This is a genomic window from Proteiniphilum propionicum, assembly GCF_022267555.1.
GTDB classification, from domain to species: domain Bacteria; phylum Bacteroidota; class Bacteroidia; order Bacteroidales; family Dysgonomonadaceae; genus Proteiniphilum; species Proteiniphilum propionicum.
In genome coordinates this window covers 2,428,100-2,443,256 of record NZ_CP073586.1, presented here as the reverse complement: position 1 = coordinate 2,443,256, position 15,157 = coordinate 2,428,100, and the positions used below count along the sequence as shown (strand labels likewise).

Here is a 15,157-nt window from a genome sequence, read left to right as displayed (position 1 = left end):
TCTGCTGCCTGAATTGGTGTTTTATTTACTCTGCATTACTCTTGCCGATAAGCGGGTAACCCATTTACGGGGAATGAGACGAATGCCAAAAGGGGCTATCTTGTTTGCAGCACCATGAATAACCACGGATTTACCTTTCATCATTGCCCTGTATCCCAGTTCTGCCACCTCTCTTGGATTGGCAATTTTCACGTTCTTCACTAATTGAGATGCATGCATCTTAGACTCATCCCCGAAATTAGTTTCGGTTGGGCCGGGACATAGCGTGGTAACTGTGATGTTGTCCCTCTTCAGCTCATATTCCAGTGCTTCTGAAAGCATGAGAACAAACGATTTGGAAGCGAAATAAACCGCCATCATGGGTCCCGGCTGGAAAGCGGCAGTTGATGATACGTTCAATATCTTACCCCTCTTTCTGTCTCTCCACTCCTGCACGAAAAGGTGGGTCAGGTGCGTAAGGGCGGTTACGTTGAGAGCGATCATCTTCTCATAGCGCTCCCAGGGTGTACCGGAGAAAACGCCATAGTCGCCGAAACCGGCGTTATTAACCAGATATTCGACTTCAATCTTTTTCTCTTTCAATTCGTTGAATAACTCCTGTGCAGCTCCTGACAAAGAAAGGTCTTTAACGATAATATGCACGGAAACAGCATACTTAGCCTCCAGCTGCTCTTTCAACCGCATCAATCTATCTTCGCTTCGGGCAACTAGTACCATATTACAATCCTTCTCCGCAAAAAGAAATGCCATCTCTTTCCCGATACCTTTAGATGCACCTGTAATTAAAGCTGTTTTTCTCATGAACTCAACTATTTAGAACAAAATTAAACTTTTTTTTTCATGTAAGTCATATATACGGATATTTTTGATGAAAACAAAAGCATTGCAGTAATGGAAGATACTCTTAAAAAGAGCCTTCCGCAGTGTATTTCTGAAATAATTAATTAAACTGGGTTCTAATTGATGTGACGTACTCTGATTGTGATAACCGGAGTACGTCAGTTGTATTAAAAAAGGCAAAATAAGGCAGCAAAACAACGGGTTATAACTGATTGTTATAACTGGAGTACGTCAGTTTTATTAAGAATTCACAAAAATGCGGGAACAGTTTTTATGCCCCGAGCATGTGGTGGCACACATTGTTGCCGGAATTATTTTACTCAAAGCATAGTTTTTTTTACTTAGAGTATAACTTGCAACACTTCGGTAATTTTTTTAAAATAGTTCTTATAATCCGCTGAATATCAATAGGATATGGCACTTTTTTGAGGATCTTGCATAAATCATTGACTGTCAGTATTATAAATGAAGTTTTAACGAAGCATTATAACTTGGCTACACCACATTTATTTCAATTCCGTCTTCGCGACTTGTCGATCCTGAGAAATATAAAGAGTAGTATGGTAAATCCCCAAAGTGATGAACCGCCATAACTGAAGAATGGCAATGGAATACCAATAACAGGCATAATGCCTATTACCATGCCGATATTTACCATGATGTGAAATATGAAAACACCTGTAACGCCATAACCATAAACACGCCCAAAAATGGTTGTCTGCCGTTCAGCAAGGTAGAGCAAACGAAGTACAAAAGCCAGCAGCATTAAAATGATGACGGCTGAACCTACAAAACCATGCTCCTCGCCGATTGTGCAGAAAATAAAATCGGTATCCTGCTCAGGTACATATTTGAGCTTTGTTTGTGTTCCGTTAAGATAACCTTTTCCCATTAGTCCTCCCGACCCGATGGCAATTTTGGACTGTCCCACGTGGTAACCCGCTCCACTAAGATCCTGCTCCATGCCAAGTGTGACTTTTATACGCATCTGCTGGTGCGGCTGAAGCACATTGTAGAACACATATTCCGCCGACTCGAGAAATGCAAAAGAACCGATCAAAAAGAAAAAAATATAGATATATGTCTTCTTCCAGTAGCGGAAAAATAGCAGCAGCAGGTAAAGGGCAGTTAACGAAAGGGCTATGATGGCAACAATGCCCCAATCAATTTTCACAGAAAAAAATGAAACTATAAAGGCAGCCATAAATGTTGAGGCAGCTATGAGCAGAATAATAAAGGCTACTTTATGCCGTTTCATATAATTCCACACCATTGCGGCTGAGAATATAATAATAAGAAGGATGGTAACAAATTCCCCCGTGGAGATGACCCCTATAAAGGTATCTGAAAACCTTATTCCAAGAATAAAGTAAACAATGGCAGCTATCCCCATGAAAAGGAATCCTCCCGGAAGCCCCTCCCTGTATAAAACAAGTATAAAGCTTAGGTATACCAGAGCAGTACCGGTTTCGCTCTGAGCTACGACCAATAACGCCGGCAACAGTATGATGCAGCTCACCAGCAGAATATTTTTGCGCTCCATAAGACGGAAGCCGTATGTATTGAATACTTTTGCCAGAGACAGAGCAATGATAAACTTCATGAACTCCGCTGGCTGCAGGCGTATGGGGCCGATGATAAGCCAAGAGCGTGATCCGTTAATATCTTGCGCGACCAGCAGGGTAACCAGCAACAATCCTATACCGATGAGATAAAAGACAAAAGCATATGTCTCATAAAAGCCCACGTCGATCTTCAGCAGGGCAAAAGCAAGTAGCAGCGATGAGCCTATCCAGATAAGCTGCATTCCAGCCCTGGTAGACAGGTCGAACATAGCAGTAGCACTCTCCAGATCGAAACTGGCAGCGTAGATGTTGAGCCATCCGAACACAACAAATATAAGGTAAAATATGACAGTGATTCTATCCACTTTCCCCTTTTCCTCTATATCTTTGCTACCCTTATAGATCATTTTTCTTTAAAGTTATCTGTTGCCTGAAGGCAGACTTCTTGTATATACATATGGCAAGATTTCACGGTTAATAATTGATGTCTCAAGCCATTTGTCGCTTTCGGGAATTTCGCCCCGGAAAAACTTCTGCAACATCAACCTCGCTACCGGTACAGCGTTGGTTGCACCAAATCGTCCGTTCTCAACTACCACCGCTATTGCTACCTGAGGATCATCCTTGGGAGCAAAACCCATGAAGAGTGAGTGGTCGTCGCCATGAGGGTTTTCAGCTGTACCGGTTTTGCCACAGACCTCCACAAGAGGTTCAAGGTAGATACCCCTGCAGGTACCTTTGGTCACCGCATCCGCCATCCCCTCTACCGTAACTTCAAAATGTGCCCTGCTTATACCTGAATCGTGCCTGGTAGTGTATGCCGGTTCCAGCACAGCTCCTTTCCGTTGCTTTACTACGTGTGGTGTATAAAAATAGCCTCTGTTGGCAATCATTGCTCCGAAATTGGCTATCTGCAATGGCGTGGCAAGTATCTCACCCTGTCCTATAGCGATAGAGATGATATTGTGCGCGTTCCAGCGTTCTGTTTTAAACACCTTTGAATAGAATTTGCTGTTCGGAATAAATCCTCTCTTTTCCGAAGGCAGATCGATTCCCAGAGGGTATCCGAACCCCATATCCACCATATGATCGCGCCATACATCGAAGGCCGACTGTACGTTTGCGTATTTCGCCCTGTTGCTAAGCATACCGTTCAATCCGTAGCAAAAGAAAGAGTTGCAGGAGGTAGTGAGAGCATACTGGACAGACAGAGGCGAGGCATGTCCGTGACATCCGGGGCGCCCTCCCAAAGGCGGGTAGCCTCCGAAGCATGAATAACGGGTCTCGGTGTTGATAATACCCTCTTCCAAAAAGATAAGCCCCTGAGTAGGCTTGAACGTTGAACCCGGCGGGTAGGTCCCCGCAATAGCTCTGTTGAAAAGCGGCTTAAACGGATTATTTTCCAGCTGCCGGTAGTTGGCGCTGAAGCTTTTTCCTGTCAAGAGAATTGGGTCATATGTAGGTGCCGAAACCATGCAGAGTACCTCACCTGTTTTGGGCTCAATCATCACTATACTGCCCACTTTGTTATGCATCAGCTGCTCACCGTAAGCTTGCAGTTCCAGATCAATAGCCAGTGTAAGGTCCTTTCCCGACCGTGCCGCTTTGTCGTACTTGCCGCCCTCATAGTGTCCCTGGACCCTTCCGTGTGCATCGCGAAGCAGTATCTCCACACCCTTTTCGCCCCGCAGATCCTCTTCGTGCGACAGCTCAATTCCCGACTTCCCTACATAGTCGCCTCTAACGTAATAGGGATCGGCGGCCATTTTATTTTTATCCACCTCTGCTATATAGCCAAGGATAAGTCCCATATTGGGGTAGTTATATTGTCGCTCCGTACGGCTCTGGATATAGACACCTGGGAATTTGTACAGTTTCTCCTGCAGCAGGCCGTACTCCTCCAAATCGAGCTGCGACATGAAAAGCTGTGGTGTATATGATGAGTATCCGGGGTTCTTTCGTCGATCTCGCATCTCAGCATCCATAGAATGAAAGCGGTCTATATTGATATTCAACGTATTGCAGAAATCAAGAGTATCGAACTGCTTCATTTCACGTACAACCATCATCACATCATATGTAGGTTTGTTGTACACAAGTAACTTGCCGTTTCGATCGTAAATGGCTCCCCTGGCAGGATAAAGCTCCCTTCGAAGGAAGGCGTTGCTTTCGGCATATTCACGGTACTTCGGGCTAAGCAACTGCAGGATGAACAGTTGTCCCAGATATATCAGCGCTATTATCACCACCACAGCGGCAATAGTATAGCGACGTTTTGACAGAGGGTTAAGATTGTTCACCAGGCCTTTTCCTAAACATTAAACTATCCAAAGCAATAATGAGCAGTATTGATGCCACCGATGATGAGAGTATCCGAAGCAGCGTTCCTGCTAAATTAAAGAGTGTAAACGACTCAATAAGGAAGATGAGTGAAAGGTGCAGTAGTACCATGAAGACGGTAAATCGTATGAAAGGCCCTGCAGTAGTGTAGATGCCGGGAACAAACTCGTCGTATTCCTCTTTCTCAAAAAAGAGATCCATGATATTTTTTCTGAAAGCTGCGACGATGGTGGTTGCTGCAGCATTTATACCGGGGGTATTAAGAAAAATATCGATAATCAGCCCTAACAGGAAACCTGATATAATAACAAAGAATTTGTTTCTGCCCATTGGAAGTTTCAATAGGAAGTAAATATATAAAACCGGTGTAGTTATGCCAAACAGGCTTATCCTGTTCAACAGGAGAACCTGTAAAAGGATAAGCATAACAAACAGTACTATTTCATATATCGTCCTAACTTTCATAAGTTATAGAATCATGCAGGGTTCTTTTGTAAAAATGTATCTTTGAGAGCGGTGATAACTCCCCAGCTCGTTGTATCTGTCAAGTTGCTATTGCAGAAATGTTTTTATATAGCTTATTGTAATAATGTTTCTTCGAGAGCTTTCTGCTCCTCGTGATACAAATCGTTTATTACAAGCACATCTTGCAATGTATAGAAATTGGTTGCCAGCCTAATATTGAACACGTTGAAGTTGTCGTCTCCCGATTCGCCTATACTACTCACGAAGCCGATGATAAGATTTTTCGGAAATATTCGTGAAAAACTTGTCAGCACTGTATCTCCTTCCCGGTAAATCTCATGTTTGGGTAACTCACGGAGTTGAGCATGTCGAACATTCTTTCCATCCCATGAGATGGAACCATAATTTTCGGAGTTCTTCATTTTTGCACTAAGGCGGAATTTAGGATTTATGACAGGTATAACAACCGAAAAATTCCGTGAAACATTGGAAACAACACCTACCACGCCACTCTGCGAGATAACACCCATATCGGGTTTGATACCGTGTGCGGTGCCCTTGTTCAGCGTAATAAAGTTATTGACCCCCGAAAAGCTGAGGTTCACCACCTCGGCTGGAATAAAGTCAAACTGAGACGGAGCTATACTATCGCTGATGAAAGCGTTAACCTCTGTAAGGCCATTACTCACCATTCTGTTTATATTCCTTTTTAGGGTATATATTTCATACTCCAGCCCCGCGTTGCGTGCCAGCAAAAGCTGATTGCTCTTTTTTAGATGAAAGAACGAAGTTAGATTTGAAGAAGCGGTGAAGCACCAACCGGAGATGCTGTTGGCAGAGGTTAGATATACACTCCGCTGGTAAGAATTATGCGTAAAAACGAGATAAAAGCTGAATGCAATCAGGAGGATTGCAACCAGCCGGTGACTATTTTTAATGATGAAATTAAAGAGATTACGCATGCATACCAGACCATTGTATATAAATATGTGTCCAATAGCTTAAAGCTATAGTCCATCGTGGATTAACGCATTAAAAAAGAGAATTTATCAATATTCCTCAGCGCAATGCTTGTACCCTTTGCCACCATGTGAAGAGGGTCGTCCACCACCCTGAATTGGATACCGATTTTTTCGGTAAGTCTTCTATCCAATCCCCTCAGCAGCGAACCACCACCTGTAAGGTAGATACCATTGCGAACGATATCAGCATACAGTTCCGGGGGAGTCTGTTCAAGTGCACTGAGAACGGCTGAGTCAACTTTCGATACAGACTTCTCAATGCAGTGTGCTACCTCCTGATAGGAGACAGGCACATCCATTGGCAGTGATGTCATTCTGTTTGGCCCGTGAACGATAAAATCTTCCGGTGGATTATCAAGTTCGGTAAGTACTGAGCCTACATTTATCTTGATCTGTTCCGCAGTGCGGTCGCCAACTTTAATGTTGTGCTGGCGTCCCATATAATCCTGTATATCTTCGGTAAAATCGTCACCTGCAATCTTTATGGATTTATTGGAAACTATACCTCCAAGCGAGATGACAGCTATCTCGGTTGTTCCCCCGCCTATATCAACAATCATGTTTCCTTCGGGAGCTTCTACATCGAGCCCGATACCCAGTGCAGCTGCCATCGGCTCAAAAATCATGTACACATCGCGTCCTCCGGCATGTTCGGCCGAGTCGCGAACGGCACGTATCTCCACCTCTGTGCTTCCGGAAGGGATACAGATAACCACCCGAAGCGAGGGATTAAAGAGCCAACCTTTATTTTTATTTGCCATCTTTATCATACCCCTTATCATCTGTTCAGCAGCGTCAAAGTCAGCAATTACTCCGTCACGCAGGGGCCTTACCGTACGAATATTTTCATGTGTCTTACCATGCATCTGTCTCGCTTTTTCACCCAATGCAATCATTTTGTCGGTTTTGCGATCCAGTGCTACAATGGAGGGTTCGTCAAGTAAAATCTTTCCCGCGTTGTTCACAATAACAGAATTGGCCGTTCCCAAATCCATTGCCAGCTCCTGTGTAAATGAAAATAAACCCATAATATATCTGTTTAAGCTATTGGTTGCAGCTGTATTGTTTAATCTCTTTATTAATGCTTGAAATGTCTGATCCCGGTCTTGACCATTGAAATGCCGTTTTTATTGCAGTATGCCACTGACTCTGCATCACGAATTGATCCTCCGGGCTGGATAACGGCTGTGATACCAGCCTTGTGTGCTATCTCCACACAGTCGGGAAATGGGAAGAAAGCATCGCTTGACATTACCGCCCCATGCAGATCGAAATGAAACGTGCCGGCTTTCTCGATAGCCTGTTTCAGAGCGTCAACCCTTGATGTCTGCCCGGTACCGCTGGCAATAAGCTGTTTATCCTTTGCCAGGACAATAGCGTTGGATTTAGTATGTTTTACCAGAATATTGGCAAACAGCAGATCGTCAGCCTCTTTTGCGGAAGGAGCCGTTTCAGTCATCACCTCCAAATTGTCAGCAGTATGCACAATTGTATCTTTTTCCTGCACCAGCGCCCCATTGAGTACTGAGCGGTATTGCATTTTCTGAGCAGCTTTCTCTGCCGATTTAAGCACCAAAATTATACGATTTTTCTTTTGAAACAAAATATCCAGTGCATCTTTATCATATCCAGGTGCTATGATAACTTCAAAGAATATCTCATTGATAGCTTCCGCAGCCTCTTTATCGACCTGCCTGTTGGTCACTACAACACCTCCAAAAGCGGAAACCGGGTCGGCAGCCAAAGCTGCCTTCCATGCCTCCTTTACGGTTGGCCGGCAAGCCATACCGCAGGCATTATTATGTTTAAGTATGGCTAATGCAGTTTCGTTGAAATCGGAAATCAGGGAGATAGCAGCATCTATATCGAGTAGATTGTTATATGATATCTCCTTGCCATGCAACTGTTCGAAGATCTCATCAAAGTCGCCATAAAAATATCCCTGCTGATGCGGGTTTTCCCCGTAACGGAGCTGCATTGCATCGTCTTGGGTTATACGCAGCGCAGAGTGGTTCCCTCTGTCGAAATAGTTAAAAATTGCCGAATCGTATTCTGAAGATACTTTGAATGCTTCTCCAGCAAACCGCCGCCGGTCTTCACAATCTGTAACTCCATTTTTCTCTTTCAGCAGGTTAAGCAGCGGTTTATATTGATGTTTTGATGCTACGATGAGAACGTCCTTGTAGTTTTTTGCTGCACCGCGTATAAGTGAGATTCCTCCTATATCGATCTTCTCAATTATCTCTTCCTCAGAGCCTCCCGCTGCAACCGTTTCCTTGAATGGATAGAGGTCAACTATCACCAGGTCGATTGAAGGTATGTCATAAGATTTCACCTGTTTCCTGTCTGATTCATTATCGCGCCGGTAGAGTATGCCTCCAAAAATTTTAGGATGCAGGGTTTTTACTCTTCCGCCCAGTATAGAGGGGTATCCGCTTACATCTTCCACAGTTTTACATTCATAACCCAATGATTGGATAAATTCCTGCGTTCCGCCGGTTGATATAAACTTGATCCGTAAATTGTTTAGTTGCTGAAGTATCTCTTCCAATCCCTCTTTATGATATACAGAGATGAGAGCTGTTTGAATTGTTTTTGACATTTTCTGCCTTATTGACACGTTATTTTTGAAATGAGTACAAAGGTAATAAAATCTCTCTCTCTTTCCCGAGATTTGAGACATTAGTTTTGTGAAAATATGAGAAAATAGGGCTCCCTCGGGATTCACTCTAGTCTCAATGCAGGAAAAACTTATTAGCAGTCCTTTTATTTCTTTTTGGACCTGCCGGAATAAGCTGCAGAGTTATCTCTTTTTATTCTTGAAAATATTATCTGAAGAAGAGCAGGGTGAATATTCTTTTGTAAGGCCTTCGGTCGCGGGTTTAAGTTTTATTGTCAGCTGAAGGTCATCAGCTTTTCCGTATTTGTAATTTTGCCTTTCCCCGTTTTGGCCTTCAACATTATCGTTCCAGATACTTGAGATGGTCTCTTTTGCATTTCTTACAACCTGTGAGCGTTGAATAAACCTCTCCGTTATTCCGGCGAGTCTGCCAGCCGATTCCTTTGCAAAAGCAGATATAAAATCATTAAGCCCGTTAAGCATTTCCTCCTCCTTCTCTGCTGCATCTTCCAGCTGATCTTCGTTGCCGCAGTAATGTGCAAGAATCATCTCAATCCCCGGTTCAGACAGGTTAGACATTATCATACCGGTCAATGCCGTTGCATCGGGGATGGTAATGAATGATCTTGTCCACCCCGGCAGATAACCGGCAAAAGAGTGGTGATATTCGTTTACAAACCCGGTTAACACCTCTCTGAGCCCGCGCTCAACCGACATAAGGGCATGAGACTTAAAATCTGTTCCATCGGGAAGAGGATAGTTAATCCCTTCAATATGTTTTGTTTCAATATGAAGCGAGTCCCCATTCTTCTCTACAATCCTGTAGGGACAAGGATATGTAACTACAGATCCGGTTTCCACTTCGTACAAAATGTTGCCGTCGGGACTTTCAACCATTGAAATATCTGATGAGTGAAAGTGTCCCGTGAACAATATGTTTATTCCATATTCAATAAATTTCTTCTGCACATCTTTGAAGTTATCCACCATATAGGGCGCAGCAAAGTATCCCTGATGTGCAAAGTGTTCCACAACATTGTGATGTATCATTACAAGCACCTGCTTACCAAGTAATTGAGCGACCTGCATCTCGGTACGCAGCCATGCCATAGTTTCGGGCTTAATGGCGCCGTGAGTAATACAGTAGTCGTCTTCATCACCTTTGGCAATGAATCTGTTGTCGTAGTACCTGCATGCGTCAATGCACAAAACTCTTAATCCATTTACCGGCTCACTTACGTAGCTCAAAGAGTGCTCATCGCGACTGACAGCTCTGCCGTAACCATAATCTTTATAAATTGCTGCAAAATCATCAGCCGAGATTGTCGCTTCCTTGCTGACTGTATCGCCACGAAAACTTACAGCGTTGGGGTTGTTTATATCATGATTTCCTGGAACGACCAGCACCTTTATCCCTTTTTCACGTAAGGGACTGAGCAGCTCTGCCACCCCGAGGTGGCTTGCCAGTTCCCCATCCTTTGTCAAATCTCCCGGTATAAGAACAATATCGGGGTTTTCTGACAGAAGATATTGCACAGCCTGCTTAAGTATGGCATCACTCTCAAGAATCATTTTCCTGTCTCCGTTGAGATAGTCATCCAGAGCTTTTCCCCTTTCAACAATCAGTGACGGATGGCTGTAGTGCAGGTCGGAAATAACTCCAATTCTTACTTTTTGTGCGATTAAAGGAGTGTTGAATGCAAAAAGGAGTAATGTAACAACATTTATGAAAAAAATACCGCGTATCTGATCATAGCGTGATCTTATCATGTAATTTTTTATTTTAACTGAATTGACACCTTGTCTCAGGCTAATGATTTACAAAATATTATACCGGTACAGGCCTCCCTGGTTAAGCTGATTAGTAGTTTAACTCGGCCCCATTTCGGTAACAGTTGTCCGCACCGGACTCCCTGGTTAAACTGATTAGAATTTTAACCTGCCAAAATGTTAAATAACACACTATTAGTTGCTGCTGAAAAACTAACAACGCAAACAGACAGCAACAGCACTGTTAATATTGATTCGGGTGTGCATAACAATTTCCCCGAAGTTGAATTAGATCAGCAACATTCCTTTTAAAAATTATACGGGAGTGTCACATCACGCGACACTCCCGTATGTAAGCTCTTTCTTCCTAAAAACGGAAAACCTTATCTCACTTCCCAACCCAAAGCGCTGGCACCTAGAACGGCTGCATCGCTTTCTTTGAGATCGGAAAACATTAATTTAACCTTATTCCTGAAGATGGCAAGAAGGTTTTTCTCCATACTTTCACGTATAGGGTTCATGATAAGGTCGCCTGCTTTGGAAAGTCCACCAAACAGAATTATCGCTTCCGGGCTGGAGAATGCCACAAAATCGGCAAAAGCCTCGCCCAGCATCTCTCCAGTGAAATTAAATATTTCTTTAGCCATATTGTCACCTGCAATTGCTGCGTCAAACACATCTTTTGATGTGATGTCTTCGGGTGGAATATTACGGAGACGGGTTGGCACATCGGGCCTCATCTCAAGATATTCACGTGCTGTACGCGCCATTCCTGTGGCAGAAGTGTAAGCTTCGAGACACCCTGATCGGCCACAACCGCAAAGACGGCCGTTGTTACGGCGAACGATAACATGTCCAAGCTCTCCTGCAAAACCGTCGTGCCCGTAAACCAGCTGTCCGTTAACCACTATACCGCTCCCGACACCGGTTCCGAGAGTTATCACAATAAAATCTTTCATTCCCCGGGCAGCTCCATAGGTCATTTCGCCTATAGCTGCGGCATTGGCATCATTTGTAAGAGCTACCGGTATGCCTATCCTGTCTTCCAGCATTTGAGCAAAAGGAATTACTCCTTTCCATGGGAGATTGGGTGCAAACTCTATACTCCCGGTAAAATAGTTGCCGTTAGGAGTACCTGCCCCAATTCCCTTAATCTGGTCTTTGGTGGCTGTCTCATTAATAATGTCGTTAATAAGAACAGTAAGCTCGTCAAGATAGTTCTCGACCTCAGAATGTTTGGCAGTTTTAATACTCCCGTTCATTAAGATCTGTCCCCTTTTATCTACAATGCCGACAACGGTGTTGGTACCACCTACGTCTATACCTATTACATAGGGTTTATCCATGATTTGTTATTTATTAAAAGTTAGTCAATGGTGATTGCAAAATATTATACCCGCAAATATAGGAATTTTTCGTTAAAGGTTTTCATTACTGAGTATTTATTTCTTTTTAATAATTCATTAAGCTTTCCCTTATGTTACAATTGCAAATGAATAGTGTAACTGAAATTGCCACCTATTCATCACTTAACAAAAAAGTTGCATATTTATAAATATGATTGTTATCCATTTCGGTTTATTTGTTTTATATTTGCAATTTAAAATTTACATTTATCGGATATTGCCCAATATTAACATCAATTTTCAGAATACTACGAAACAATATTAACAATAAGACAATACAGACAAACTGAGTCATGAACGAGATTAAATTTTATTTTGGGGAGAACATCCCTTTGGAACTACACAAGGTGCGAGTGGTGCAAAAGTTACATCTGGTGCCTATTGAAAGGAGACTGGAAGCCTTAAAGGAAGGGGGATTCAACACTTTCAGGCTAAGCACAAAAGATGTATTCCTTGACATGCTTACAGACAGCGGCACCAACGCCATGAGTGACAACCAGATGGGGGCAATGATGCAGGCCGATGATGCTTATGCAGGTTCTCAGAGTTTTTTCCGGCTGCAAAAAGCAGTGGAGGAGGTATTGGGTAAAAAATATTATCTGCCGGTACATCAGGGACGTGCCGCCGAAAATATTCTATCCAACGCCTACGTGAGAAAAGGCAGTCTGGTACCTATGAACTACCATTTTACCACCGCCATGGCACACATCACCCAGTATGGAGGAAAGATTGCAGAGTTATTGTATGACGAAGCCTATGTGATCAACTCTTCTCACCCTTTTAAAGGGAATATGAATATTGAAAAACTGGAAGATGTGATCAAGGTGCACGGTGCCAAGAATATCCCGTTTATCAGAATGGAAGCATCCACCAACCTTATTGGGGGACAACCCTTTTCGGTACAGAACCTGAGGGATGTAAGGGCTATTGCAGACAAATACGACATCAGGCTTGTTCTCGATGCAAGCCTGCTTGGCGAGAATGCTTACCTGGTAATCCAACGTGAAGAAGAGTTTAAAGATAGTTCTATGGGTGAAGTGATACAGATTATGACCGGCCTGGCAGATATTGTATATTTCTCGGCCCGTAAGCTGAGTTCTTCCCGTGGAGGAGGAATCTGTACAAATAACTCCGATATATACCGTGAACTGGAAGCACTTGTACCCCTATTCGAGGGATTTCTTACCTACGGAGGTATATCGGTACGTGAAATAGAGGCGATGGCTGTAGGATTATACGAGACACTCGACGAAACGATGATTAGTCAAAGTCCCGACTTTATCGCCTACTTGGTGAATGCGCTCGATGCACACGGAGTTCCCGTGGTGAAACCCGCCGGAGTATTGGGAGCCCACGTGGATGCGATGAAGGTGTGCGAGCATATACCGCAAAAAGAGTACCCCGCCGGTGCACTTGCTGCAGCACTGTTTCTTATTTCGGGAATTCGAGGTATGGAGCGCGGCACAATCTCAAACCAGCGGGACGAATATGGTAACGAGACATATGCCGACATGGAGCTGTTGCGACTGGCTGTTCCCCGTCGCGTATTTACCCTTTCTCAGATTAAATATGTTGAGGATCGCATGAAGTGGCTATATGAAAACAGAAGCCTGATTGGCGGCCTCCGGTTCGTGTATGAACCGCCTGTGCTTCGTTTCTTCATGGGAGGCCTTGAACCGGTTAACGACTGGCCACAGAAGCTAATCGCCAAGTTTAAAGAGGACTTCGGCGAGAGCTTGTAATTGATCATATATGTGACAATTAACTGAACTTTTTAATATAAGATCAGCATAATGAGGCCGTTTTCGAACGGCCTCATCCGTTAACCATTATTCACTTTTATTTTAATGTAATAGCTGTTAAATTTGAAAGAATAATTGTACTTTTAGAAAATTATTCACGGCAAACAAATGTAAAATGAAACTAAATTCACTTATTTTGACACTGCTGCTGTCGTTTACTGCTTTGACAGCAGTACAGGCTCAACAGATCATCGCGCACCGAGGATACTGGAAAACAGACGGGTCCGCGCAAAACTCCATTACTGCACTGATGAAGGCCGATTCAATTCGTGTTTACGGATCAGAAGTGGATTTCTGGATCTCTTCTGATGGTGTACCGGTAGTGAATCACGATGCCACAGTTACCCTGAACAATGAAAAAATGATTATACAGGATACGCCTTTGGCCACATTGAGGCAGGTGAAGCTCTCCAACGGCGAGATACTGCCAACGGTTGAAGAGTACCTCGATGCATTCGCAGAATGCAAGCATACAAAATTAATAATTGAGTTTAAAACGCACAGATTAAAAGAGAGGGAAGACCTTTTGGCACAGAAAGTGATTGAGATGGTACGTAAACGTGGATTACAGGACAGAGTTGAATATATCTCGTTCGGAATAAATTTTGTTCAACAGGTAAGGAGGCTTGAACCTCAGGCTCATGTTTATTACCTCAACGGCGATATCTCTCCCGATGTGCTCCACACGATGGGTTTAAACGGATTAGATTATCACTATAATATACTGTATAAACGTCCCCAGTGGGTGAAGGCAGCTCATGACATGGGTCAAAAAGTGAACGTGTGGACCGTGAACAAACCGGAAGACATACAGAAGGTCATAGATCTGAAAGTTGATTTTATAACGACGGATGAACCGTTGCTGGTGCGTGAAATTTTACAAAAGCAATGAACCTGAAAGAACAGCTTAACCAAGCTGTCGAGATTGCGATATCAGCTCATGAAGGCCAGCTGGATACGCATAACGGACAGCCGTATATTGGACACCCTTTTCGTGTAATGAATGCAGGGCATACGCTTCAGGAGAAGATCGTGGGTGTGCTTCACGATGTGGTGGAAGACACCTCATGGACGCTGGAGAAACTGAGGGAGGAAGGTTTTTCTGATGAGATTGTTGATGGCATTGATGCCATGACATGCAGAGATAACGAAGAGTACGATGATTATATTCATCGTGTAATGAACAACCCCATAGCCAGGCGCGTTAAGCTGAACGATCTGACAGACAACATGGATATCCGCCGCTGGAACGAGGTCCCCTATCACGAACTGGCACGCCTGCAGAAATACCTGAAAGCATATAAGCAGCTCACAGAATAGCAAAGAA

12 protein-coding genes are annotated in these 15,157 nt (G+C 43.5%); 3 read left to right on the top strand and 9 right to left on the bottom strand.

The features are described 5' to 3' along the window. Positions 1-21: 21 nt before the first annotated feature. The 9 genes from KDN43_RS09855 to KDN43_RS09815 all read right to left on the bottom strand — a co-directional run bounded on the left by KDN43_RS09855 (position 22) and on the right by KDN43_RS09815 (position 11,968). Positions 22-801: an SDR family NAD(P)-dependent oxidoreductase gene (locus KDN43_RS09855; protein ID WP_238865773.1), complete on the bottom strand. Its 780-nt coding sequence runs from the start codon at positions 799-801 to the stop codon at positions 22-24. A gap of 550 nt (positions 802-1,351) precedes the next feature. Next, complete coding sequence (gene rodA / locus KDN43_RS09850; RefSeq protein WP_238865771.1) at positions 1,352-2,812, bottom strand: rod shape-determining protein RodA; 1,461 nt, start codon at positions 2,810-2,812, stop codon at positions 1,352-1,354. Positions 2,813-2,824: 12 nt separating this feature from the next. After that, positions 2,825-4,708 carry a penicillin-binding protein 2 gene (gene mrdA / locus KDN43_RS09845; RefSeq protein WP_238869444.1) on the bottom strand — a complete coding sequence of 628 codons (1,884 nt, stop codon included), beginning with the start codon at positions 4,706-4,708 and terminating at the stop codon, positions 2,825-2,827. Then, positions 4,692-5,210, bottom strand: coding sequence for a rod shape-determining protein MreD (gene mreD, locus KDN43_RS09840; protein WP_238865769.1), 519 nt, complete (start codon positions 5,208-5,210; stop codon positions 4,692-4,694). The genes mrdA and mreD overlap by 17 nt, the downstream gene beginning before the upstream one ends. Positions 5,211-5,323: 113 nt before the next feature. Further along, positions 5,324-6,172: a rod shape-determining protein MreC gene (mreC, locus tag KDN43_RS09835; protein WP_238865767.1), complete on the bottom strand. Its 849-nt coding sequence runs from the start codon at positions 6,170-6,172 to the stop codon at positions 5,324-5,326. Positions 6,173-6,234: 62 nt separating this feature from the next. Further along, positions 6,235-7,260, bottom strand: coding sequence for a rod shape-determining protein (locus KDN43_RS09830; RefSeq protein ID WP_238865765.1), 1,026 nt, complete (start codon positions 7,258-7,260; stop codon positions 6,235-6,237). 50 nt (positions 7,261-7,310) lie between these two features. Further along, positions 7,311-8,834 (bottom strand): bifunctional phosphoribosylaminoimidazolecarboxamide formyltransferase/IMP cyclohydrolase, encoded by a 1,524-nt coding sequence (gene purH, locus KDN43_RS09825; RefSeq protein ID WP_238865763.1) that lies wholly within the window; start codon positions 8,832-8,834, stop codon positions 7,311-7,313. Positions 8,835-9,035: 201 nt separating this feature from the next. Beyond that, the gene (locus tag KDN43_RS09820; RefSeq protein WP_238865762.1) at positions 9,036-10,622 is read right to left on the bottom strand and encodes a metallophosphoesterase family protein; all 1,587 of its coding nucleotides are present in this window, start codon (positions 10,620-10,622) and stop codon (positions 9,036-9,038) included. A gap of 383 nt (positions 10,623-11,005) precedes the next feature. Continuing rightward, a complete protein-coding gene (locus KDN43_RS09815; protein WP_238865761.1) occupies positions 11,006-11,968 on the bottom strand; it encodes an ROK family protein in 963 nt (320 codons plus the stop codon). A gap of 353 nt (positions 11,969-12,321) precedes the next feature. On the opposite strand from KDN43_RS09815, the gene KDN43_RS09810 reads away from it, so the two are divergent. From KDN43_RS09810 to KDN43_RS09800, 3 genes are all read left to right on the top strand, one after another. Continuing rightward, the gene (locus KDN43_RS09810; protein WP_238865759.1) at positions 12,322-13,770 is read left to right on the top strand and encodes a tryptophanase; all 1,449 of its coding nucleotides are present in this window, start codon (positions 12,322-12,324) and stop codon (positions 13,768-13,770) included. Positions 13,771-13,945: 175 nt separating this feature from the next. After that, positions 13,946-14,722 (top strand): glycerophosphodiester phosphodiesterase, encoded by a 777-nt coding sequence (locus KDN43_RS09805; protein ID WP_238865757.1) that lies wholly within the window; start codon positions 13,946-13,948, stop codon positions 14,720-14,722. Next, positions 14,719-15,150, top strand: a complete 432-nt coding sequence (locus KDN43_RS09800; RefSeq protein ID WP_238865755.1) for a phosphohydrolase — start codon at positions 14,719-14,721, stop codon at positions 15,148-15,150. Before KDN43_RS09805 ends, KDN43_RS09800 begins: the two co-directional genes overlap by 4 nt. Positions 15,151-15,157: the final 7 nt, after the last annotated feature.

Coding starts and splice junctions, on each gene's coding strand:
- KDN43_RS09855 (WP_238865773.1), bottom strand. CDS start 801: ATGAGAAAAACAGCTTTAATTACAGGTGCATCTAAAGGTATCGGGAAA.
- rodA (WP_238865771.1), bottom strand. CDS start 2,812: ATGATCTATAAGGGTAGCAAAGATATAGAGGAAAAGGGGAAAGTGGAT.
- mreD (WP_238865769.1), bottom strand. CDS start 5,210: ATGAAAGTTAGGACGATATATGAAATAGTACTGTTTGTTATGCTTATC.
- mreC (WP_238865767.1), bottom strand. CDS start 6,172: ATGCGTAATCTCTTTAATTTCATCATTAAAAATAGTCACCGGCTGGTT.
- KDN43_RS09830 (WP_238865765.1), bottom strand. CDS start 7,260: ATGGGTTTATTTTCATTTACACAGGAGCTGGCAATGGATTTGGGAACG.
- purH (WP_238865763.1), bottom strand. CDS start 8,834: ATGTCAAAAACAATTCAAACAGCTCTCATCTCTGTATATCATAAAGAG.
- KDN43_RS09820 (WP_238865762.1), bottom strand. CDS start 10,622: ATGATAAGATCACGCTATGATCAGATACGCGGTATTTTTTTCATAAAT.
- KDN43_RS09815 (WP_238865761.1), bottom strand. CDS start 11,968: ATGGATAAACCCTATGTAATAGGTATAGACGTAGGTGGTACCAACACC.
- KDN43_RS09810 (WP_238865759.1), top strand. CDS start 12,322: ATGAACGAGATTAAATTTTATTTTGGGGAGAACATCCCTTTGGAACTA.
- KDN43_RS09805 (WP_238865757.1), top strand. CDS start 13,946: ATGAAACTAAATTCACTTATTTTGACACTGCTGCTGTCGTTTACTGCT.
- KDN43_RS09800 (WP_238865755.1), top strand. CDS start 14,719: ATGAACCTGAAAGAACAGCTTAACCAAGCTGTCGAGATTGCGATATCA.